This is a genomic window from Methylobacterium sp. NFXW15 (assembly GCF_049887755.1).
Classification (GTDB): domain Bacteria; phylum Pseudomonadota; class Alphaproteobacteria; order Rhizobiales; family Beijerinckiaceae; genus Methylobacterium.
Map to the genome: position 1 here is coordinate 283,721 of NZ_JAGEKG010000006.1, position 20,830 is coordinate 304,550.

21 protein-coding genes are annotated in these 20,830 nt (G+C 67.5%); 7 read left to right on the forward strand and 14 right to left on the reverse strand.

Annotated features, from left to right (window positions below):
* The first annotated feature begins 115 nt into the window (after positions 1–115).
* The 4 genes from J4O73_RS15820 to J4O73_RS15835 all read left to right on the forward strand — a co-directional run bounded on the left by J4O73_RS15820 (position 116) and on the right by J4O73_RS15835 (position 5,200).
* Complete coding sequence (locus tag J4O73_RS15820; protein WP_426218803.1) at positions 116–1,333, forward strand: ABC transporter substrate-binding protein; 1,218 nt, start codon at positions 116–118, stop codon at positions 1,331–1,333.
* 222 nt (positions 1,334–1,555) lie between these two features.
* Positions 1,556–2,428, forward strand: a complete 873-nt coding sequence (locus tag J4O73_RS15825; RefSeq protein WP_426218805.1) for a branched-chain amino acid ABC transporter permease — start codon at positions 1,556–1,558, stop codon at positions 2,426–2,428.
* A gap of 5 nt (positions 2,429–2,433) precedes the next feature.
* Positions 2,434–4,488 carry an ABC transporter permease subunit gene (locus J4O73_RS15830; protein ID WP_426218806.1) on the forward strand — a complete coding sequence of 685 codons (2,055 nt, stop codon included), beginning with the start codon at positions 2,434–2,436 and terminating at the stop codon, positions 4,486–4,488.
* Complete coding sequence (locus tag J4O73_RS15835; RefSeq protein WP_426218807.1) at positions 4,481–5,200, forward strand: ABC transporter ATP-binding protein; 720 nt, start codon at positions 4,481–4,483, stop codon at positions 5,198–5,200. Before J4O73_RS15830 ends, J4O73_RS15835 begins: the two co-directional genes overlap by 8 nt.
* A gap of 118 nt (positions 5,201–5,318) precedes the next feature.
* On the opposite strand, the gene J4O73_RS15840 is transcribed toward J4O73_RS15835, so the two are convergent.
* Positions 5,319–6,353 (reverse strand): aspartate-semialdehyde dehydrogenase, encoded by a 1,035-nt coding sequence (locus J4O73_RS15840; RefSeq protein WP_426218809.1) that lies wholly within the window; start codon positions 6,351–6,353, stop codon positions 5,319–5,321.
* A 271-nt stretch (positions 6,354–6,624) separates the two neighbouring features.
* Between J4O73_RS15840 and J4O73_RS15845 the strand changes: the two genes are divergently transcribed.
* A complete protein-coding gene (locus J4O73_RS15845; protein WP_426218811.1) occupies positions 6,625–7,470 on the forward strand; it encodes a hypothetical protein in 846 nt (281 codons plus the stop codon).
* A gap of 137 nt (positions 7,471–7,607) precedes the next feature.
* The gene (locus tag J4O73_RS15850) at positions 7,608–8,036 is read left to right on the forward strand and encodes a hypothetical protein (RefSeq protein ID WP_378971480.1); all 429 of its coding nucleotides are present in this window, start codon (positions 7,608–7,610) and stop codon (positions 8,034–8,036) included.
* A 112-nt stretch (positions 8,037–8,148) separates the two neighbouring features.
* Here the strand turns inward: J4O73_RS15850 and J4O73_RS15855 are convergent, their stop codons facing one another.
* From J4O73_RS15855 to J4O73_RS15910, 12 genes are all read right to left on the reverse strand, one after another.
* Positions 8,149–9,219, reverse strand: a complete 1,071-nt coding sequence (locus J4O73_RS15855; protein ID WP_426218813.1) for a biotin-dependent carboxyltransferase family protein — start codon at positions 9,217–9,219, stop codon at positions 8,149–8,151.
* Entirely contained in the window at positions 9,216–9,944 is a 729-nt protein-coding gene (locus J4O73_RS15860) for a 5-oxoprolinase subunit B family protein (RefSeq protein ID WP_426218815.1), read from the reverse strand. The genes J4O73_RS15855 and J4O73_RS15860 overlap by 4 nt, the downstream gene beginning before the upstream one ends.
* Positions 9,941–10,702 carry a LamB/YcsF family protein gene (locus J4O73_RS15865; RefSeq protein ID WP_426218817.1) on the reverse strand — a complete coding sequence of 254 codons (762 nt, stop codon included), beginning with the start codon at positions 10,700–10,702 and terminating at the stop codon, positions 9,941–9,943. The genes J4O73_RS15860 and J4O73_RS15865 overlap by 4 nt, the downstream gene beginning before the upstream one ends.
* A gap of 20 nt (positions 10,703–10,722) precedes the next feature.
* The gene (locus J4O73_RS15870; protein WP_426218818.1) at positions 10,723–11,994 is read right to left on the reverse strand and encodes an MFS transporter; all 1,272 of its coding nucleotides are present in this window, start codon (positions 11,992–11,994) and stop codon (positions 10,723–10,725) included.
* A 103-nt stretch (positions 11,995–12,097) separates the two neighbouring features.
* Positions 12,098–12,913 carry a putative hydro-lyase gene (locus J4O73_RS15875; protein WP_426218820.1) on the reverse strand — a complete coding sequence of 272 codons (816 nt, stop codon included), beginning with the start codon at positions 12,911–12,913 and terminating at the stop codon, positions 12,098–12,100.
* Positions 12,914–13,043: 130 nt separating this feature from the next.
* Positions 13,044–13,937, reverse strand: a complete 894-nt coding sequence (locus tag J4O73_RS15880; RefSeq protein WP_426218822.1) for a LysR family transcriptional regulator — start codon at positions 13,935–13,937, stop codon at positions 13,044–13,046.
* A 62-nt stretch (positions 13,938–13,999) separates the two neighbouring features.
* Entirely contained in the window at positions 14,000–14,953 is a 954-nt protein-coding gene (locus J4O73_RS15885) for a hypothetical protein (RefSeq protein ID WP_426218824.1), read from the reverse strand.
* A gap of 102 nt (positions 14,954–15,055) precedes the next feature.
* A complete protein-coding gene (locus J4O73_RS15890) occupies positions 15,056–15,706 on the reverse strand; it encodes an alpha-ketoglutarate-dependent dioxygenase AlkB (RefSeq protein ID WP_426218826.1) in 651 nt (216 codons plus the stop codon).
* Entirely contained in the window at positions 15,703–16,338 is a 636-nt protein-coding gene (locus J4O73_RS15895) for a 2,3-bisphosphoglycerate-dependent phosphoglycerate mutase (RefSeq protein WP_378971466.1), read from the reverse strand. Before J4O73_RS15895 ends, J4O73_RS15890 begins: the two co-directional genes overlap by 4 nt.
* A gap of 120 nt (positions 16,339–16,458) precedes the next feature.
* The gene (gene dapB / locus J4O73_RS15900; protein ID WP_426218828.1) at positions 16,459–17,256 is read right to left on the reverse strand and encodes a 4-hydroxy-tetrahydrodipicolinate reductase; all 798 of its coding nucleotides are present in this window, start codon (positions 17,254–17,256) and stop codon (positions 16,459–16,461) included.
* A gap of 90 nt (positions 17,257–17,346) precedes the next feature.
* Positions 17,347–17,844 carry a bacterioferritin gene (gene bfr, locus J4O73_RS15905; protein WP_378971461.1) on the reverse strand — a complete coding sequence of 166 codons (498 nt, stop codon included), beginning with the start codon at positions 17,842–17,844 and terminating at the stop codon, positions 17,347–17,349.
* A gap of 44 nt (positions 17,845–17,888) precedes the next feature.
* Positions 17,889–18,164: a (2Fe-2S)-binding protein gene (locus tag J4O73_RS15910; protein ID WP_426218830.1), complete on the reverse strand. Its 276-nt coding sequence runs from the start codon at positions 18,162–18,164 to the stop codon at positions 17,889–17,891.
* A gap of 315 nt (positions 18,165–18,479) precedes the next feature.
* Here J4O73_RS15910 and J4O73_RS15915 point away from each other — a divergent pair, with 315 nt between their 5' ends.
* Positions 18,480–20,114: a sensor histidine kinase gene (locus J4O73_RS15915; protein WP_426218832.1), complete on the forward strand. Its 1,635-nt coding sequence runs from the start codon at positions 18,480–18,482 to the stop codon at positions 20,112–20,114.
* A 32-nt stretch (positions 20,115–20,146) separates the two neighbouring features.
* On the opposite strand, the gene ruvA is transcribed toward J4O73_RS15915, so the two are convergent.
* Positions 20,147–20,764: a Holliday junction branch migration protein RuvA gene (gene ruvA / locus J4O73_RS15920; RefSeq protein ID WP_426218833.1), complete on the reverse strand. Its 618-nt coding sequence runs from the start codon at positions 20,762–20,764 to the stop codon at positions 20,147–20,149.
* Positions 20,765–20,830 lie beyond the last annotated feature (66 nt).

The following is a 20,830-nucleotide window of genomic DNA, read 5'->3' on the forward strand; positions in this document are numbered from 1 at the left end:
AGTGACCACCAGGCCCATCAAGAGGCCGGTATCGCGAGCGGCTTGCGACTCCAGAACTCGAAGAGCCGTAACGCCGGGATAGCGCGGGCGCCGTCCGGGCATGGGAGAGGAAACGATGATCGTGACCAAACGCGCCCTCGTCGGCGCGCTGCTTTGTGCGACTGCCCTTGGCGTCGCCCCCTCCTTCGCCGCAGACCCGATCAAGATCGGCCTGACCGGGCCTTACACCGGCGGCTCCTCTTCCATGGGCGTCTCGATGCGTGATGGCGCCAAGCTCGCCGCCGCCGAAATCAACAAGAACGGCGGTGTCCTGGGTCGCCAGATCCAGCTCGTCGAGCGTGACGACGAGGCCAAGAACGAGGTCGGCGCGCAGGTCGCGCAGGAGCTCATCAACAAGGAAAAGGTCGTCGCCACCGTCGGCTTCATCAATACCGGCGTCGCTCTTGCGGCCCAGCGCTTCTACCAGGAAGCCGAAATCCCGGTGTTCAACAACGTCGCCACCGGCACGATCATCACCGAGCAGTTCAAGGCTCCGGATTACGACAACAACTACGTCTTCCGGAACTCGGCCTACGACGTCCTCCAGGCCGGTATGATGGTCGACGAGGCCGTGCGTCAGGGCTTCAAGAAGATCGCCGTGCTCGCGGACTCGACCAATTACGGCCAGCTCGGCCGTGAGGACATCGAGAAGCAGCTTGCTGCCAAGAAGATGAAGGCGGTCGCCGTCGAGAAGTTCAACATCAAGGACGTCGATATGACGGCCCAGCTGTTGAAGGCCAAAGAGGCCGGAGCCGAGGTGATCCTCGCCTACGGGATCGGCCCAGAGCTGGCGCAGATCACCAACGGCATGGCCAAGCTCGGCTGGAAGGTTCCGATGATCGCGTCGTGGCCCGCCTCGATGCAGAGCTTCCTCGATATCGCCGGCACCAACGGCAACGGCGTGATCATGCCGCAGACCTTCATCGAGGATAAGTCGGTTCCGAAGCGCGCTTCGTTCCTCGACGATTACTACAAGACCTACGGCGTGACGAAGATCCCGACCCCGGTGGCCGGCGCGCAGGGCTATGACTCGATCTACCTGATCGCCGCCGCGATCAAGCAGGCGGGCGGCACCGACGGACCGAAGATCCGCGAAGCCCTCGAGAACCTGAACACCAAGGTCGAGGGCGTGGTGACGACCTATGACCACCCGTTCAACGCCAAGGACCACAACGCGATCTCGCGGAACATGGTCGTGTTCGGCAAGGTGCAGGACGGCAAGATTATCTACGCGAACCCGGAGGATGCCAAGAATGCATCCACCGTCCGCGTGAAGGAAAAGTCTTCGAACTGATTGCGCTAGTCGGCGTACCTCGGGCTGTGCACGAGGTACGCTCTTTTTCTCTCGTCATTGCGAGCGAAGCGAAGCAATCCAGGGACGCGCCAAGGTTTCGGATCGTCCCGCTGCCCTGGATTGCTTCGCTTCGCTCGCAATGACGGCGAGGCTTGGCGGATAGGATCCGCCCCAACCACACCCGCGACTTCCGGCCATGATCGAACGGGTACCGCGCCTGCCATGACAATCTTTCTGCAACTTGTGTCTTCGGGCGTCGCAGTCGGCATGATCTATGCCGCCATCGCGTTCGGCTATCAGCTTACCTTCGCCACGTCGAAGACCCTGAATTTCGGACAGGGCGAGGCCTTGGCGGTCGGCGCGCTGTTCGGCCTGACCCTCGTGCCGTTCACCGGCTACTGGTTGATGATCCCGCTTGTCCTCGTCTTCGGCTTCGGCCTCGGGGCCGTGGTGGAGCGGCTGGCGGTGCGCCCGGCGATCCAGATCAAGTCCGAGTACGGGTGGATCATGGCCACCATCGCGCTGGGCATCATCTTCAAGAACGTCGCCGAGAACGTGTGGGGCCGTGACGACCTGCCCTTCCCCTCGCCGCTGCCGGACGTGCCCTATGAGATCGGTGGGGTGCGTATCCTGCCGATGGAGATGCTGATCGTCGTCGGCGCCCTGCTGATGATGCTCGCTGTCGAAATCTTCAATCGCAAGTCGATCTGGGGCAAGGCGGTCGTCGCCACCTCGAACGACATCGACGCCGCCGGGCTGATGGGCATCAACACCAAGCGCGTCATCACGCTTTCCTACTCCATCAGCGCCATGACCGCCGCCTTCGCGGGCGTGCTGGTCGCCCCGGTCACCCTCACGGGGGCGACCATGGGCTCGGTGCTGGCGCTCAAGGCCTTCGCGGTGGCGATCATCGGCGGCCTCGAATCCGGCCTCGGCGTGATTGTCGGCGGCCTCATCCTCGGCGTCGCGGAGACGCTGACGGGCTTCTACATCTCGACCGGCTACAAGGACGTGCCGGGCCTGATCCTCCTCCTCGTCGTGCTGTCGATCCGGCCGGTCGGTCTGTTCGGCAAGGCCGTCATCAAGAAGGTCTGACCGTCATGGCGAACACCGCCCTCGCCCCGGCGGCCGAGCCGGCCGCTACCCCTTCCCTGAACCGAGGCATCGGCTGGGTCGGCGGGCTTCTGCTCGTCGCCTTCCTGGCAGCCTTCCCGCACGTGGTGACGAGCACCTATTACGTGCACCTGCTGATCGTGATCGCGATCTACGCGATACTGATCCTCGGGCTCGACATCGTCGTCGGCTATACCGGTCAGGTCTCCCTCGGCCATGCCGGGCTGTTCGGCATCGGCGCCTATGCGGCGGCGGCGCTGTTCTTCCACTTCAAGATCGGCATCTGGCTCGGCCTCGTCGCCGGAATTGGGCTCACGGCGGCCTTCGGCGCGCTCCTCGCGATCCCGGCCCTCCGGGTGAGCGGCCCCTACCTCGCCATGGTGACGCTGGCCTTCGGCACGATCATCCAGATCTTCATCAACGAGCTGACGCCGATCACCAACGGCCCGCTGGGCATCACCCTGCCCCCGGTCCGCGTGCTCGATTTCTCGCTCATCGGCATGCAGGCCCCCTGGGGTTCGGCGGGCCGCAAGCTCGAGTTCTACTACCTCGTCTGCGCCTGCCTCCTGGCCACGATCGTGATCGTGAACCGCGTCGTGCGCTCGCCCTTCGGCCGCGCCTTCGAGGCTCTGCGCGACTCCCCCATTGCCTGCGATTGCATGGGCGTCTCGGTCTACCGCTACAAGGTCTATGCCTTCGTGGTGTCGGCCGGTCTTGCCGGTCTGGCCGGTGCGCTGTTCGCGTGGTCCGAGCGCTACGTCTCCCCGAACACCTACAGCTTCGAGCTGACGGTGCTGTTCCTGCTCGCCGTCACCATGGGCGGGCGCAAGTCCCGCTCCGGGCCGCTGATCGGCTCGGTGATCATCGTCATGATGCCAAACATCCTGGCCGATATCGGCCTCGTGCGGATCATGGCCGGCATCATCGCGGCCGTCGCCGTGATCGTCGGGGCGCAGGCCTTCCTGCGCAAGCGTGAGAACCGCTTCGCGATCCTCATCCCGGTGGCGCTCTGCATCCTGTTCTTCCCGGCCACGATGGCCATGGAATCGGTGACCGACTTCCGTCTGACGGTGTTCGGCCTGCTCATCCTGTTCGTGGTCTACTACCTGCCGGACGGCATCGTCGGCTTCTTCCGTCAGATGATCCCGGCGCTTCGCCCGGCCCATACGGCGGAGGGGCGAAGCGTCTCGGCCGAGGGTTCGGCCCTCATCGCCCAGCGGGCCGATGCGGGGGCCGAGGCTCTGCTGAAGGTCGATCAGGCGCTGATGCAGTTCGGCGGCCTGAAGGCTCTGGCGGGCGTCGACCTCACGGTGAAGCCGGGCACGATCCACGGGCTCATCGGGCCCAACGGTTCGGGCAAGAGCACGATGATGAACGTGCTCACCGGCATCTATAAGCCGACCGCGGGCTCGGTGACGCTCGCCGTCGCCGGGGGGCAGCGCCTCGATGGGCGGACGCCTTCCGAAATCGCCCTGTCGGGCGTGGCGCGGACCTTCCAGAACGTGCAGCTCTTCCGCGAGATGACCGCGCTGGAGAACGTGCTGGTCGGCCTGCATCACACCTTCAAGGGCACGCTGTTCGATGCGATCCTCGGCACCCCGCGGCGGCGGCGCGAGGAGCGCGAGGCGCGGGCTCGTGCCATGGCCATCCTCGACTTCATGGGTCTCGGTGCCCTGTCGCAGACGGAGGCGCGCAACCTCCCCTACGGCAAGCAGCGCCTCCTCGAGATCGGTCGCGCGCTCGCCCTCGATCCGGTCCTGCTGCTTCTCGACGAGCCGGCGGCGGGCCTCACGGCGCCTGACATCGCCGACCTCGTGGCGATCATTCGCAAGATCCGGGATGCGGGCATCACCGTCATCCTGATCGAGCACCATATGGACGTGGTCATGGGCCTGTGCGACCGGGTCAGCGTCCTCGATTTCGGCCACAAGATCGCCGAGGGCGGCGCCCGCGAGGTGCAGGCGGACCCGAAGGTGATCGAAGCCTATCTCGGAGCGCCCGGCGAAATGGGCGGCACCGCTGCGGAGACCGCCCATGCTTGAGGTTCAGGATCTCCATGCCGGCTACGGCCTGGTCGAGGTGCTTCACGGCCTGACCTTCCAAGTGCCCAAGGGCCAAGTGGTCACGCTGATCGGCTCCAACGGCGCGGGCAAGACCACGACCATGCGCGCCCTGTCGGGCATGATCCGGCCGCGCTCGGGCTCGATCCGCCTGAACGGCAAGGACATTGCCGGGCTGGAAAGCCACGACGTCGCCCGCGAGGGGCTCGCCCATTCGCCCGAGGGGCGCCGGGTATTCCCGACGCTGACGGTCGAGGACAATCTGACGCTCGGCGCGTTCCCGCGCCTCACCGGCTCACGGCCGAAGGGCGACATCTCCGCGGATCGGGACCGAGCCTTCGCCCTGTTCCCGCGCCTCAAGGAGCGCCGCAACCAGCTGGCCGGCACGCTCTCGGGCGGCGAGCAGCAGATGCTGGCCATGGGCCGGGCGCTGATGCTGAAGCCGGAGATCCTCCTCCTCGACGAGCCCTCCATGGGCCTCGCGCCGAAGTTGGTGGAGGAGGTCTTCCGGATCATCCGCCAGTTGAAGGAAGAGAAGGTGACGATGCTCCTCGTGGAGCAGTTCGCCATGGCGGCGCTCGGCGTGGCCGACCACGCTTACGTGCTGGAGAACGGCCGCATCCGGTTCCAGGGCCCGGCGGCTCAGCTGAAGAACGATCCGGCGGTGAAGGCCGCTTATCTCGGCGGGCATTGACGCCCGTCGGTGTGACTGGGGCGAACAACGCTTTCGCCCGACACTATCCCTCATCCTGAGGTGCCCGCCCGAGGCACCTCAGGATGAGTTTTTGTTGGGATAGGGCGCAGCGAGCCCCTTACGCCGCCTGCTTGGCCTTCAGCAGCTTGCGGTTCACCAGCGCCTCGGCGATCTGCACCGCGTTGAGGGCCGCGCCCTTGCGTAGGTTGTCGGAAACACACCAGAAGTTCAGGCCGTTCTCGACCGTCGCGTCCTCGCGGATGCGCGAGATGTAGGTCGCGTCCTCGCCAGCCGCTTCGTGCGGGGTGATGTAGCCGCCGTTCTCGCGCTTATCGACCACGAGGATGCCCGGCGCCGAGCGCAGGATCTCGGTGGCCTCCTCGGCCGTGATCGGACGCTCGAACTCGACGTTCACCGCCTCGGCATGGCCGATGAAGACCGGCACGCGCACGGCGGTGGCCGTGAGCTTGATCTTCGGGTCGAGCATCTTCTTGGTCTCGGCGACCATCTTCCACTCTTCCTTCGTGTACCCGTCCTCCATGAAGACATCGATGTGCGGGATCACGTTGAAGGCGATGCGCTTGGTGAACTTGCCGCCCTGCCCGATCTCGCCCGCCGTGAAGACGGCGCGGGTCTGGTTAAACAGCTCGTCCATCGCTTCCTTGCCCGCGCCGGAGACCGACTGGTAGGTCGAGACGACGACGCGCTTGATCGTGGCGGCCTCGTGCAGGGGCTTGAGGGCTACGACGAGCTGCGCCGTGGAGCAGTTCGGGTTGGCGATGATGTTGCGCTTGGTGAAGCCCGCGATGGCGTCGGCATTCACCTCCGGCACGATCAGCGGCACGTCGGCGTCGTAACGGAAGGCCGACGAGTTATCGATCACGACGCAGCCTTGGCTACCGATGCGCGGCGACCACTCCTTGGAGGCCTCGCCACCCGCCGACATCAGGCAGATGTCCGTGTCGGAGAAATCGTAGGTGTCGAGGGCTTTGACCTTCAGGGTCTTGTCGCCGAAGGAGACTTCCTGACCCTGGCTGCGGCGCGAAGCCAGCGCCACGACCTCGTCGGCGGGGAAAGCCCGCTCGGCCAGGATATCGAGCATCTCGCGGCCCACGTTGCCCGTGGCACCGACGACGGCGACCTTGTAACCCATCTCTCGTCTCCGCGCGTCCAGAACCCCGAACGATCCGGGGGTTGCGCCTCTCCTCGGGTTCATGCCGGCGGCGGGATCGTTCGCGCCGGTCCGTCTCGCCCGCAAACGGGCGCGGCCGTGGACCCGACCAACTGGGGGGTCGGCATCGACGGCCATGGCGGCAGCAAGGCACAGGAAGGCCCGGGCCTGTCAAGGGCGCTTTGCCGCGCCGCAGCACGATCAAGCAACGATTCACCCTGTCCCGTGAAAGGCGGCCGCCGGAAAGACTCTGGTGGCCCCGCCCCGTGCACGCTTCCCCGGCCGGGGGCCACGGGACGGACAGGATTTCATGCGGATCGCAGCCATCGACGATCGCGAGGAGGAGCGGGCCGGACGCGGATTGTTCGGGATCAGCCTGCCCCTGCGCGTCGCGGCGGCCGTGATCGTCGTCGGCGGTCTCGCCTTCGCGGTGCGGCGGCCGCCCTCGATCGCGGCGGTGCCAGTGCTGCACAAGACTGCTGACATTCCGGCCATCGTCGGCACGGCACCGCTGCGGCTCACGGAGCCGGGTATCGATCCCGTGCGGGTGGAGCCAGGCCGCATCGACCCGAAATCGGGCCTGCGCGAGGACGTTCTGGGGCGCGGAAGCTTCGCTGCCATCGAGGCGCCGGTTTTGCGCCTGGCGGTCACGCGCGGCATCGGCGCCGAGCGGGCACCGGGGTTGTTCGTGCTCACCGCGCGGCGAGCGGCTCTGGCGGGACGGGGCGAGGCGCCCCTGTCCGTGTCGCGCGCTATGCCGCGCGGCGTGGTCGCGACCCGGTTCGGCCCGGCGGAGATTGCTGAGGCAACGTTGACCGGGGGAGCCCTCACCCGCGCCTGCACGGCTTTCGTCCTTGCTCAGCCGGGCCTGCGGATCGACGGCTTTCTTTGCGGACCCTTGGGCAGCGCCGCCGAACCGAAGTCGCTGGCCTGCACCCTGGACGCGCTGGACTTCGATGATCAGTCCGACCCGACCGCGAGTGCCCTCTTTCGGCAGGCTCGGGCTCGAAGCGCCTGCGATGGCGGCGGCAGCGCAGCCGCCGATCCAGCCGGAAAAACCGGGTCGATCGAACGGCGGAGGTCGGCAACGAAAAATTGAGGCACGAATGTGGCAAAGCGCACAAGCGCGGCCGTTACGCAGGAACTAAGAATGACCTCGAACGTCTTCTCCACAAGGGCGGCGAACTGTTAAGCTTCGGCCGCCACAATGATGGCACTCTTATGCGAAGGACGGCCATGCGCTCCCTCAAGATCGCCCTTTTGGGCGCCCTCACTGCCGCCGGCCTCTCCGCCGTTTCCTCCGCGCCTGCCCAGGCGCAGGATGGCTACGGTTACGGCAGCGGTCCGGTCTACCGGGTCAGCCGCCCGCTCCCGATCCGCATCCGTCCGCGCTCCTGGCTCGACGCCGGCAACGTGCCGTTGTCGTCGGGTGTTCCGGGCGCTGGTGGCTCGCGCAACCCGGCCACTAACCCCTACCTGATCGCGGCTTCGAACGCGCTGACCCCGCCCTACGGCCCGAGCGACCGTTACGGCGCCGGCATCCTGCCCGACCCGATCACCAACGGCCCGTTCATCGGCGCCCGGTCGAGCGCCGTGCGCAACGTCGATCTCTCCTTCGTGGACCGGCTCGACCCGACTTCGCCGCTCTACGGCCGCCCGTACTAAGAGAGCTCTGCTCCCCAAAACAGGGCGCGGATCCGAAAGGGTTCGCGCCCTTTTTCGTGTCTGATCCTCGTCTTCGCGAGCGTCGCGAAGCGACCGCGGTCGGCGGGTCTGCTCAGACTGTGGCGGCGCCCTGGAGGGCTTCGCTCCGCTCGCCATGCCGGTGGGGAGCGTCCCGCCCATCCGTCACCCCGCCCACGAGGTTCAGCCCCAGCAGGAACTCCGCCGGGAAATCCGTGCGCAGCACCGGCTCACGCGGAACATCGCCCCTGAGGGCATCCGCCTCGGCCCGGCGAGCGGCGACGGCCTCGGCGATCGAGACCCCCTGGAAGGCGATGCGCGTGCCGCCCTGCGCCTGCGCCAGTCGCCCGAGATCGGGGCCGATCACGGTCGCCATCTTCGGATAGCCGCCAGTCGATTGCCGGTCTGCCATCAGGATAATCGGCAGGCCATTGCCCGGCACTTGGATCGCGCCCATCGCGACCCCGTCCGAGACGATGTCATGGCCCTTGGCGTGTTTCAGCGGCGTGCCGTCGAGAAAGCAGGCCATACGGTCGCCACGGGGCGAAACGGTCCATGGCCCTGCGAGAAACGCTGCGATCTGATCCTGCGTGAAGTAATCGTCCTGCGGTCCGAGCACGACGCGGATGCGTGATGGGTCACGGTCGAGCCAGGGCGCGAGCAGGCGCTGCGGCGCGCCCTCCCCCTGCCGGGCATCCACCACCGGGATTCGGTCGCCCGCGCGCAGTCCCCGCCCGTCGAGGCCGCCGAGGGCCGAGCGGGTATGGGTCGCCGTCGAGCCGAGGACAGGAGCGACGTCGAGACGACCCGCCACGGCGAGATAGCCCCAGGATCCCGCGCTGCTCGCTCGCACCGTGAGGGTACGGCCCGGCTCCAGGGTGAAGGCGCAGCAGGGCGGCAGTGCCTCCCCGTCGAGGGCAGCGCGGAAGCCCCCGGAGACCAGGGCGAGGCCGAGGGGGCCATCGGGCGCGCTCACGCTGAGCCCGCCGGTCGAGATCTCGATCGCCGTCGCGTCGAGGGGGTTGCCGAGGGCCCGGTTCGCCGTGGCAAACATCAACGGGTCCATCGGCCCGGCGGCGGTGATGCCGTAGCGGAGATAGCCCCGCCTGCCGCCGTCCTGAAGGGTCACGCCGGGACCGGCGGCCTCGATCGCCAGGATGCTCACCGCGTCCCCTCCTCCTGCCGCGCGACCCGCTCGCCCGCCGCCTCGCGCGCGGCGAGGTCGGAATAGGTGGTGGCGTCGATGGCCTCGAACCGGATCTCGTCGCCGGGGCGCACGAAGAAGCTCTCGTCACGCTCCGGCGCGTAGAGTCGGCACGGTGTCGCGCCGAGCACGTACCAGCCGGTCGGCATCGGCACGGTCGCCACGGCTGCGAGCCCGCCGCCGATCATCACCGCGTTGGCCGGATGTGGCGGTCGTGGACTCGCCCGCCGCGGCACTGCCAGCACCTCGGGCAAGCCGCCGAGATAGGCGAAGCCCGGCGCGAAGCCGTACATGTAGACCCGGTAGCTCGCTTGCCCGTGGAGGGTGGCGATGTCGGCGGGGGATCGGCCTATCTGCTCCGCGACCGCCGCGAGATCTTCCCCGTGGGGAGCGTCGTAGCAGCAGGGCAGAATCCAGCGTGCCGGGGCGCTGGCCCGTTGTGGCGCGCCGCCTGTCAGCGAAAGGACGCGATCGGCGAGGGTATCCCGGTCCAGGATCAGCGGATCGTAGTGGATCATCAGCGAGCGGTAGGTCGGCACCGTCTCCGCGATGCCGTCCGGCCGGTCGGCCGAGAGGGCGTCTTCCAGGGCCAGCACGCGATCACTGATGGCGGGATCGACGCTCGTGCCGAACTCGACCACCAGGGCCGCCTCGCCCGCGTCGAGGATGCGGGGGGAGACACTCACGGCTTGAACGGCGCGAGCGTGACGCCCGCGCCCTCCAGCCTCGCGCGCACGGCGCGGGCGGTCCCGACCGCGTGGGCGGAGTCACCGTGGACGCAGATCGAGCGGATCGGCGTGGGAAGCTTGCGGCCGGATGCGGTCAGGATCGCGCCGTCCCGCACCATCGTCAGGACCCGCTCGGCTGCTTCCTCCTGATCGGTGATGAGGGCGCCGGGCTGGCTGCGGGCGATGAGCTGCCCCTCCTCGGTGTAGCCGCGATCCGCGAAGATCTCCTGATGCACTTCGAGGCCCGCCGCCTCCCCGGCCGGGACCTGCGCGGTCAGCGCGATGGCGAGCAGCGCGAGGTTGCGGTCGACGGCCCTCACGGCGCCCGCGATGGCATCGGCGACAGCCCTGTCCTCGGCGGCGAGGTTGGCGAGCGCCCCATGGGCCTTCACGTAGGTGATGCGGTGACCCGCATAGGCGGCGAGCGCCGCCGCCGCGCCGACCTGATAGGCCACGAGTCGCTCGATCTCGGCCGGGGTGAACGGCATCCGCCGTCGCCCGAAGCCCCAAAGGTCGGGGAAGCCCGGATGGGCGCCCACCGCCACGCTCTTCTCCTTCGCCAGCCGGAAGGTCGCGGCCATGATCTCGGGATCGCCCGCATGAAGGCCGCAGGCGACGTTGGCCGAGGTGACGACGGAGAGCATCGCCCCGTCATCGCCGCAGGAATAGGCGCCGTAGCCTTCCCCGAGATCCGCGTTGAGATCGACGCTCGCCATCGCTGTCACTCTCCTGCTGCTCAGGCCACCACCGCCGGGGCGGGTTCGGCCGAGGCCGCGACATCCGTGTCGAGTTCGCGACCGGCCGTCTCGGGCAACAGAAGCGCCGCCACGATCACGAGGCAATAGGCGCAGGCCGCCACGACGCCGATGGCGACGCCAAGCGTCAGCGATCCGCTGAGATACCCGACGAGCGCCGGGCAGACGGCGCCGGTCGCCCGGCCGAAATTGTAGCAGAACCCCTGGGCCGAGCCGCGAACCCGGCTCGGGAACAACTCGCTGAGGAAGGCGCCCATTCCGGAGAACACGCCGGACAGGAAGAAGCCGAGCGGGAAGCCCAGGAACAGCATCGCCGTGTCGGTGATCGGGATCAGCGTGTAGGCGAGGACCAGCACACCCGCGCAAAAGCCGAACAGCATGAATCCCTTGCGGCGGCCGATGCGATCCGAGAGGTAGGCGCTGGTCAGGTAGCCGAGGAACGAGCCGAAGATCAGCATCAGCAGGTAGCCGCTGGTGTTGAGCACCGAGAGATTGCGCTCGGTCTTCAGGTAGGTCGGCAGCCAGGTGGTCACGGCATAGTAGCCACCCTGCATACCCGTCGCGAGGAGGCTCGCGAGCGCCGTGCGGCCGATCAGATCGCGGGAGAAAATGTCGAGGAAGTTGCCGCTATCGCCTTGCTTGTGCATCTCGGCGCGGGTCTGCCGGTAGACCTCCGGATCCTCGATATTGCGGCGGATCCAGAAGATCAGCAGTGAGGGCGCGGCGCCGAGCCAGAACAGGATCCGCCACGCCTGCGCCGGTTCGGCGAGGGCGAAGACCGCCCAGAAGGCGATGGCCGCGCAGGCCCAGCCGACCGCCCAGCTCGACTGCACGAGCCCGACCGCCTTGCCGCGATAGCGGGCCTGGATCGTCTCCGCGATCAGCACCGAGCCGACCGACCACTCGCCGCCGAAGCCGAAGCCCTGCATGGCGCGGGTGAAGAGCAGTTGCTCGTAGGAATGGGTGAAGCCGGAGAGCACCGTGAACACGGTGAACCACGCCACGGTCGCCTGAAGCACCACCACGCGGCCATAGCGATCGGCGAGGATGCCCGCCGCCCAGCCGCCGATGGCGGAAGTGACGAGGGCGGCAGTGGCGATGTTGCCCGCCTCGACCTTCGTGAGCCCCCACACGATCACCAGCGTCGGGATGAGGAAGGTATAGATCATGTAATCGAAAGCATCGACGCCGTATCCGGCGAAGGCTGCGCCCAAGACCCGGCGCTCTGTTGGGTTGGTATCCTTCAACCACATGGTCCTGCTCCCTCTGAGTTAGGCTTGGGATCGTGAACGATGGTCTTTTCCTCGACCTCATCCTGAGGTGCGGCGATGGGTGGGATGCTCTGGAAATTCGGTTTCACACGAACGGCAGGTCGCGGTTCAGCAGGTCGGTGACCAGCATGAAGCCGGGGGAATGAGTGATGCACAGCGGCAGGCGCGCGGCCATGGCCACCGCCTGGGGCGTCACCCCGCACGCCCAGAAGACCGGGATCTCGTCGGGCTCGATGGCGACCGGATCGCCGAAGTCGGGCTTGGCGATGTCGCGGATGCCGATCAGGCTCGGGTCGCCGAGATGGACCGGGGCCCCGTGCACCGCCGGAACCCGCGCCGTAATCTGCACGGCCTTGATCGCGTCCGCAGCCTTCATCGGTCGCATGGAGACCACGAGCGGACCGTGGAACGGACCGGCCGGAATGGTCTCGATCGAGGTCCTGTACATGGCGACGTTGCGCCCCTGCGCGACATGGCGAAGGGGGATGCCCGCCTCGATCAGGGCCGCCTCGAACGAGAACGAGCAGCCGAGCACGAAGGTCACGAGGTCGTCGCGCCAGTGGTCCCTCAGGTCGGCGACCTCGGCGACCATCTCGCCTCGTTCGTAGATGCGGTAACCGGGCACGTCGGTGGTGATGTCGAGATCCGCGCCGAGGATGGGCAGATCGCGGGCGCCGGGCTGCGACACACCGATGACCGGGCAGGGCTTGGGGTTCTGCTGACAGAAGCGCTGAAAATCCGGGGCAAGTGCCGCGGGCAGGATCATCAGGTTGCCCTGCACATGGGCCGGGGCGAGACCGGACGTGTGTCCCCGCCATTCACCGGAGCGGATGGCCCGCCGGACGGCGCGTGCATCCTCGAAAGCCGTGGCCGGATGGGGGGCGTCGGTTTGTTCGCTCACCGGATGTCTCCCTCGCGGCGGTCGCATTCTCGCCGCGTTTCGCGGTCGATTTGCCGCCTTAAGAGACACGTTCCCATTGCGCCGCTTTATGCGCCAATCGTCTTTGCGAATGGCGGGCGATAACCCGGCCTTATCGGGCGGCGGCCCAGTCCCGCGCGACCTCCTCCGCGATGCGGGCGGCATCGACCACGAAATGCCCTTCCGAGCGCTTGGCGTGGGTTGCGGTGAAGGTGAGGTCGGACAGCGCCTGCTCCACCGGCAGGACGCGCAAGGTACCGGAGGACAACTCGTCCCGCACGACGTCGGGCGGGATCACGCAGATACCGAGCCGCTCGATCCCCATCTTCACGATGGTCGCCAGCGACGCGCTAGTGTGGATCTGGCTCGGCAGCAGGTTCGCGCGCAGCACGAGGTCGCGCAATTCGACATAGGGACTTGTGTTGCGCGGATAGGTGACGAGGGGGTGGCGCATCAGGGTGCCGAGGCTCAGCGGCTCGTCATCTGGCACGAGGCCCGGCGCGGCGATCCACGCGACCGGCGCCTGGAACAGCGTGCGGTTCACAAGGCTCGGCACCGTGATGGGGCCGACGAGGAAGGCGAGATCGAGTTCGTTGGCGACGAGCGCCGCCTGCATGTTCGGGGAGATATCGACGGTGATGTCGACCCCGATCCCGGGATGCTCGGCGCGCATCCGCTCGATGAAGCGCGACAGCCAGAGATGCACGATGGTCTCGGACACGCCGAGGCGGAGGGTGCCGGTGGTCCGCCCGGTCTCGTCGAGGGCGGCGATCATCTCGGCTTGCAGGGCGAGGAAGCGTTCGGCGAAGCCGAGCAGCACCCTCCCCCGCTCGGTCAACGCCACGTCGCGGCTGCGCCGCTCGAACAGCGTGCCGTATTCGTGCTCCAGCGCGGCGATGCGCTGCGACACGGCGGGCTGGGTCGTGTTCACCTGCTCGCTCGCCCGGCGGAAGCTGGACAGCGTGGCGACCCAGTAAAACACTTCCAAGCTGCGGAAATCAGCCATCCCGCGACCGTTCGGCGACGTCACCCGTCAGAGGCATAATACATGCCCGGATGCGCCGTCCGTCATTTGATCTGGATGCTGTCCACCACCTGCCGGAAATTGGCGAGCACGCCCTCGCGCTGATCCTCGCGGACGACGCCGACGGCGCGGAGATACCCATCGGGGTTGAAGCGGATCGTTTGGGCGACCACCACCGGTTTGTTGGTGGGCATGTCGGTCGCCCGCGCCACGATCTCGTGCCAATCGATGCCGTTCGAACGGTAGCTCTGAGCACGCTCGATCACGAAGTCTTTCATGGTCTGGTTCGCGTAGAGGGCAGCGCGGGCGAAGGCGTCGCGCTGCTCGGCCGTGGGCGGCGGCTGCACGGCCTGGGCGATCACCAGGATCGGCTGTTCCAGGTTCTGCATCTGGTCCTTCGGACCCTTGGTCAGCAGCACGGAATTGCCCGCGAGCACCCGGATGGGCCTGAACCCCGCCGCGTCCCCGATGCGGAAGGGCAAGGCATCGACCTGCTCGGTCAGCGACAGGGGACCACGGACGGTGACGTCGGTGACGAGCTTGCGCATCGTCTCCTCGGTCTCGGCATCCGGGGTCGCCTGGGCGATGATGAGACCGGTGACGCTCGGCGTGCCGACCACCACGATCCACTTGTTGATCGTCTGGCCGGAATTGGCCGGATCGTTCGGCTGCTCGCCCGTGTAGAGCATCGCCTCGTTGTCACCGACCTTGATCGGCTCCTTCTTGGAAATGGCGAAGCCCTGGCTACGCAGGTTGGCGTCGGTAAAGCCGCTCACGAGCTCCGGAAAGGCGTTCGGCGGCAATTCCACCACCGACAGGGTGGCGCCGCCGCCCTCGCGCTCGAAGCCGGAGAAGCGCCGAGAGGGTACCATGTCCGAGGGTGGCTCGAAGCCGAAGCGGGAGCCCGCCGGGAACACCCTGTCCGCCGCCGATGCGGGCATCAGCCCCGCGACGACGAGCAGCGCCGCAAGAGGCAACCTGAGATCGCGCAACGGCATGAAACTCAACGCTCTCCATTGCCGCTCCTGACGGAGCAGGCCCGCACGATGGGTCCGACGCCGTGCATCAGGAGTCAAGCGAGGGCTGGGGGATCCGGGTGTTCACGTTACCGCATGGGAGCGTGTCACCCGCCGGAGGGTGAGATTGCAGCGCCCGCCCGGTGGAAGCAGGCCGGGCAATGGGTCCTGCGCCAGCAGATCGGGCTCGCGGTAGATCCGGTCGATGCCGTGGAAGGCGAGGCGCGAGGGGCCGCCGATCACCACGGCGTCGCCCGACATCAGGCGGACGGAGCGTGTCGGGTCCGAGCGGGACAGGCCGCCGTACCGGAACAGCGCCGGGGCGCCGAGCGACAGGGACAGGACGGGAGCGTCGAAATCCTCCTCGTCCCGGTCCTGATGCAACCCCATGCGGGCCTCGGGCCCGTAGAGGTTGATCAGGCAGGCTTCCGGCGGTGGCGCGTCGGGCGCCAGTTCGTCCCACGCGGCGAGCGCCGTGGGCGGGATCGGCGGCCAGAGCTCGCCCGTGACGGGATGGTGCGGTTGGTAACGGTAGCCCGCCTCGTCCGAGACCCAGCAGAGCGGCCCTGCGCCGCCCATCCGCACCGAGAACGGCTTGCCCGTGCGCGGCATCCGGGGTGTGAAGGGCGGTGCGGTGGCGAGAATGGCAGCGACCTCCCCGGCCAGCCGGACCCGGGCCGCCTCGTCGAGGAAGCCCGGATGATGGATCAGGCCGGGGCGGAGTTCGACACTCACGAGACGTCGATATCGCGCTCCAGAACCGACTTCGAGGCGACTGTCGTGTTGTCGTTCAGGCGGTAGACGAGCGGCACGCCCGTGGCGATCTCGAGACCGGCGATCGTTGCGGGCCCGAGATGGTCGAGAACCATCACCAGGGCGCGGAGCGAGTTGCCGTGAGCCGCGACCAGCACCCGCTGACCGGACATGACGCGCGGCAGGATCGTCTCGATGTAGTAGGGCAGCACGCGGGCGGCGGTGTCCTTCAGGCTCTCGCCGCCGGGGGGCGCCACGTCATAGGAGCGGCGCCACGTATGGACCTGATCCGCCCCCCACTTGGCGCGGGCATCGTCCTTGTTGAGGCCGGACAGGTCGCCGTAATCGCGCTCGTTGAGGGCCTCCGAGCGGAGCACCTCGATGTTCGAGAGGCCCATCTCTTCGAGCATGAGCGCGCAGGTGCGCTGGGCCCGGCCGAGATTGGAGGTGAAGGCGACGTCGAAGCCGTAGCCCTCGCTCTTCAGCCAGCGCCCGGCCTTCACCGCCTCCTCGACGCCGCGATCGGTCAGGCCCGGGTCGCGCCAACCCGTGAACAGGTTCTTGAGGTTCCACTCACTCTGACCGTGCCGAGCGAGGACGAGCAGGCGCTCCATAACAGTGTCTCTGGGTTCGTAGCCGCGGCGAGTCTGCCGGTATCGTCCGGGCTCCTAGCAGCCACGGGCGCAAGCCCAAAGGGTGGTGATCCGCTTAAGGTTATAAAAGAGCGTGGCCGTTCACAGGTCCAGAACGTCGGCCATAGAGTAAAGGCCCGGCGGCTTCGGATGCGCCCACAGGGCCGCCTTCACCGCGCCCGAGGCGAACAGCCCCCGGTCGGCGGCATGGTGGCTGATGGTCAGCGTTTCGCCGGGGCCCGCGAAGAGCACGCTGTGATCACCAACGACCGAGCCGCCCCGCAAGGTGGCGAAGCCGATATCGCCGGGCTTGCGCGCGCCGGTATGGCCGTCGCGCGTCGAGACGCGGACAGAGGGGAGATCGACGCCCCGCCCTTCGGCGGCGGCCTCGCCCAGCAGGAGCGCCGTGCCCGAGGGAGCGTCCACCTTCATGCGGTGGTGCATCTCCAGAATCTCGATGTCGAAATCTGCGCCGAGCGTCGCGGCCACCTTGCGCACCAGCGCGGCCATCAGGTTCACGCCCAGCGACATGTTGCCGGAACGCACGATGCGCGCGTGGTAGGAGGCGGCCTTGAGCTTGGCGAGGTCGTCATCCGACAGGCCGGTCGTCCCCACGACGTGGACGATACGGGCCTGCGCGGCGAGTTCGGCGAAATGCACCGTGGCCGCCGGGGCCGTGAAATCCAGCACGCCATCGGCGGCGGCGAAGGCGGTGAGCGGGTCGTCGGTGACGGCGACGCCCAGCGCCGGAAGTCCCGCCAGGGTTCCGGCATCCTGCCCGAGGGCAGCCGAGCCCTCGCGTTCGATGGCCGCCGAGAGGGTGCAGCCCTCGGCCTGCGCCACGGCGCGTACCAGCATTCGACCCATGCGCCCCTCGGCGCCGACCACGACGAGCCGCATCTAACCCTGTCCGTCTTTCGTCGTCTCAAAGAGGGTCCCGCCCTCGGGTGGGACCCCGTCTTTCAGGCTCCAAGCCCTAGAGCTTGAGCCTTACTCCTTCTCGGGGGCGATCTGCTCGAGGCCGCCGATGTGCTTCTGCGCGTAGAGCGGCAGGCCGACCTGCTTGATGAGTTCCAGCTGCGTCTCGAGGAAGTCGATATGACCTTCTTCGTCCTCGGCCAGATCCTCGAAGAGGCGTTTGGACACGCGATCGTTGATCGAATCGCAGTACTTCGCAGCTTCGAGATAAAGCGAGCGAGCCTCGTTCTCGGCAGCGAGATCGGAGTGCAGGATCTCTTCCACGTTCTGGCCGATCCGCAGCGGGTCCAGCTCCTGCAGGTTCGGGAAGCCCTCGAGGAACAGGATCCGGTCGATGAACCGGTCCGCGTGGTTCATCTCTTCGATGGATTCCTTGCGCCAGAACTTGGCCAGTTCCACGTAGCCCCAGTCATTGAGCATGCGGAAATGCAGCCAGTACTGGCTCACCGCGGTCAATTCGCTGCGCAAGCCGCGATTGAGATACTCGATGACCTTGGTGTCGCCCTTCATTCCCGTACTCCCAAAGAATGGCTCCGGAAGATGGTCAGCCCCCCTCAGGCCTCGACCCGCTCTTCCGCTCTTTGGAGCTTCACCAGAGTACAAGCGCTAGCGCAAGCTGTCGTGCAAGCATGGGCAGGCTCGATGGCGGGAATATTTTCTCCCAAAGCCGTACGCATGATCTCGCGGATGGTGCGAGCGCACCGTCCGCACTTCGGACTACAACCAAGGCAAGCGTAGACCTGTGCAGGCGTGCGCGGACAGCCCGGGCCCGGGCTGAGGCAGGAACGGACGGCGCCGTCAGACAGGACGTTGCAGGAGCAGACGATCATGCGATCGTGGTATCCATGTTCCGGTCGCGCCCAGTTTGGAATTCTTAAAAACTACAAAGTTTTCAAGCTCTTAGCGCGAGGGGGAGATGCCAGCATGCGACCGCGCGGTCAAGGGCGGAATGGTCGCGGCCCCCTGAAGGTCGGGTCGCGCGGACTGTGGCCGCCCCGCGTCGAGCCCCCCGATCGCGTTGAGCCGTCAGGGGAGTTTCAGGCGCCACACACACATGTTCTGGCGCACTCTGCGGTGATTGTGCCTCTTCGAGAATCGGCGATATTGCTCATCTCTTCAACCGGAAGTTGAATCGGCGACCAGCGGTGACTCGGAACGACCAGAGGGCCCGGAGCTTCGCGGAGTTGGAGGCCGAGAACGTGCGGCTTCGCGCGGCGCTGCATACGTTCGGCCACGGTGAGCCTGGCCAAGGCCCTGTGGTGCTCGATGCCGAGCCGCGGGTCGAGCGAGCGCTGACCGCAGCCCTCTGGGAGAGCCAAGCAGCCCTCGCCCGTAGCGAGGAGCGCCTCAGCCTCGCCTCGGCGGCGTCCGGCTTCCTGGCTTGGTGGGACTGGGACATTCCCGGCGACCGGTTCTACGCGAGCGATTCCTTCACACGCCTCGCGGGGGTGGATCTTGCCGCAACGCCGGACGGGGCGCCCTCGGCCACCTACCTCGACAACATTCACCCCGAGGATCGCGACTGGGTTCAGGCGCGGATCGCCCAGGGAATGGCCGAGGGCGGAGAGTTCGCCGAGGATTACCGCCTGTGTCCACCGGGCGGGCCGGTCCGCTGGGTTCATGCGCGCGGACGCTTCACCCTGGATGGGGACGGGCGGCCAGAGCGGTTCTCCGGCGTCGCCCTCGACATCACCGACCGCAAGGCCACCGATCTGCGCAAGGATGCGCTGATCGCTCTCGGTGATGCCCTGCGCGACATCGACGACATCGAGGCCATCGCCCGCTCGGCGGCGCGCATCATGGCGGGGGCGCTCGGTGCGGTGCGGGCGGGCTACGGCACGGTCGATCCGTTGCGCGAGACGGTCCGGATGCTACCGGGCTGGCACGCGCCCGGGGCCATGGATCTCATCGGTCTCTACGCGTTCCGCGATTTCGGCAGCTTCATCGATGACCTGAAGCGCGGCGAGGTGGTGATCATCGCCGATTGTCTCACCGACGACAGGGCCTTGGCGGGGGCGCTGCTGTCACTCGGCATCCGGATGCTGGTCAACGTACCGATCCTCGTTCGCGGACGCCTCACCGCTTTGGTCTATGTCCATTACGAGCGTCCGCATCCGATCTCTGACAAGGAGATCCTGTTCATGCGCACGGTCGCGGACCGCACGCAGGCGGCCCTGGCGCGCGTCCAGGCCGAGGACGAACGACGGATCCTCAACAGCGAGTTGTCGCATCGGCTGAAGAACACGCTGACCTTGGTGCAGTCGATGGCCAGCCAGACGATGCGTAATGCGCCGGATCTGGATTCGGCCCGGGACGCCCTGTCATTGCGGCTGATCGCACTCGGCAAGGCGCACGACATCCTGCTGGCGGGGCGTCGCGATGCGGCGGATCTCGCGGAGGTGGTGCGTGGCTCCTTGGGGCTCCATGCGGACGGACCGGAGCGGTTCCATCTGCAAGGGCCCTCCCTCCATATCGGGCCAGGGGCGGCGCTCTCCCTCGCTCTTCTCCTGCACGAACTCGCCACCAACGCCGTGAAGTACGGTGCCCTCAGCCATGAGCAGGGACGGGTCGAGGTCGAATGGACCGACGATGGCACGCTTCTGCGCCTGTCGTGGCGGGAGACCGGTGGCCCGGTGGTGAAGGCCCCGGCCCGCAAGGGCTTCGGGACGCGGTTGATCGAGCGCGGCTTGGCGGGCGGTGAGGTCCGCACCGACTTCAACGAGAGCGGCTTCTGCTGCGTTCTGACGACGGCCCTCTCCGAGATCGGTGCGACGGTCTGAAGGGCCCGTCAGTCACGGCGGTGGACGGTGCGTCAGCGCGCGAGTTCGCGCAGCCCCAGGCGGATCAGAACCTTGGCCTCTGCCCCCTCGCCCGCGCTCTTCAAGGCGGCGGCGACGGCGGCCGAGGCCTGTGCCTGCTGATAGCCCAGATTGACGAGGGCGGAGATGGCGTCTGTGATCGGCTGGGGGGCCTTGCCCTCCGCCACGTCTTCGGACAGGGCGACGAGGGCCGGATCCACGGGAGCGAAGGCGGGGGTCTTGTCCTTCAACTCGGCCACGAGCCGGGCTGCGAGACGGGGGCCGACGCCGGGCGCGCGGGCAACGGCACCCTTATCGCCCATGGCGATGGCGTTCGCGAGCGCGGGCGGCTCCAGCACCGAAAGCACGCCGAGAGCCACCTTCGCGCCGACGCCCTGAACGGTCTGGAGCAGGCGAAACCATTCCCGCTCCGCATCCGACCGGAAGCCGTAGAGGCGGATCATGTCCTCGCGCACGAAGGTCTCGATCGACAGGGAGGTCGCCTCCCCCGCCGCGGGAAGGCGCTGCAACGTGCGCGCCGAGCAGTGCACCACGTAGCCCACGCCCTGTACGTCGAGGATCACGAAATCCTCTCCGAAGGAATCGACGATGCCCTTCAGCTTGCCGATCATGCCCTGTCCGTCCGTCCGATGACGGGGGGATAGAGCACGGCGAGCCAAAGGGGAACGTGCGTCGCC

Excerpts from the sequence above, each read along its gene's own strand:
- J4O73_RS15820 (WP_426218803.1), top strand. The coding sequence starts at position 116 with ATGATCGTGACCAAACGCGCCCTCGTCGGCGCGCTGCTTTGTGCGACT.
- J4O73_RS15825 (WP_426218805.1), top strand. The coding sequence starts at position 1,556 with ATGACAATCTTTCTGCAACTTGTGTCTTCGGGCGTCGCAGTCGGCATG.
- J4O73_RS15830 (WP_426218806.1), top strand. The coding sequence starts at position 2,434 with ATGGCGAACACCGCCCTCGCCCCGGCGGCCGAGCCGGCCGCTACCCCT.
- J4O73_RS15835 (WP_426218807.1), top strand. The coding sequence starts at position 4,481 with ATGCTTGAGGTTCAGGATCTCCATGCCGGCTACGGCCTGGTCGAGGTG.
- J4O73_RS15840 (WP_426218809.1), bottom strand. The coding sequence starts at position 6,353 with ATGGGTTACAAGGTCGCCGTCGTCGGTGCCACGGGCAACGTGGGCCGC.
- J4O73_RS15850 (WP_378971480.1), top strand. The coding sequence starts at position 7,608 with ATGCGCTCCCTCAAGATCGCCCTTTTGGGCGCCCTCACTGCCGCCGGC.
- J4O73_RS15865 (WP_426218817.1), bottom strand. The coding sequence starts at position 10,702 with ATGGCGAGCGTCGATCTCAACGCGGATCTCGGGGAAGGCTACGGCGCC.
- J4O73_RS15870 (WP_426218818.1), bottom strand. The coding sequence starts at position 11,994 with ATGTGGTTGAAGGATACCAACCCAACAGAGCGCCGGGTCTTGGGCGCA.
- J4O73_RS15880 (WP_426218822.1), bottom strand. The coding sequence starts at position 13,937 with ATGGCTGATTTCCGCAGCTTGGAAGTGTTTTACTGGGTCGCCACGCTG.
- J4O73_RS15885 (WP_426218824.1), bottom strand. The coding sequence starts at position 14,953 with ATGCCGTTGCGCGATCTCAGGTTGCCTCTTGCGGCGCTGCTCGTCGTC.
- J4O73_RS15895 (WP_378971466.1), bottom strand. The coding sequence starts at position 16,338 with ATGGAGCGCCTGCTCGTCCTCGCTCGGCACGGTCAGAGTGAGTGGAAC.
- dapB (WP_426218828.1), bottom strand. The coding sequence starts at position 17,256 with ATGCGGCTCGTCGTGGTCGGCGCCGAGGGGCGCATGGGTCGAATGCTG.
- bfr (WP_378971461.1), bottom strand. The coding sequence starts at position 17,844 with ATGAAGGGCGACACCAAGGTCATCGAGTATCTCAATCGCGGCTTGCGC.
- J4O73_RS15910 (WP_426218830.1), bottom strand. The coding sequence starts at position 18,164 with ATGATCGTCTGCTCCTGCAACGTCCTGTCTGACGGCGCCGTCCGTTCC.
- ruvA (WP_426218833.1), bottom strand. The coding sequence starts at position 20,764 with ATGATCGGCAAGCTGAAGGGCATCGTCGATTCCTTCGGAGAGGATTTC.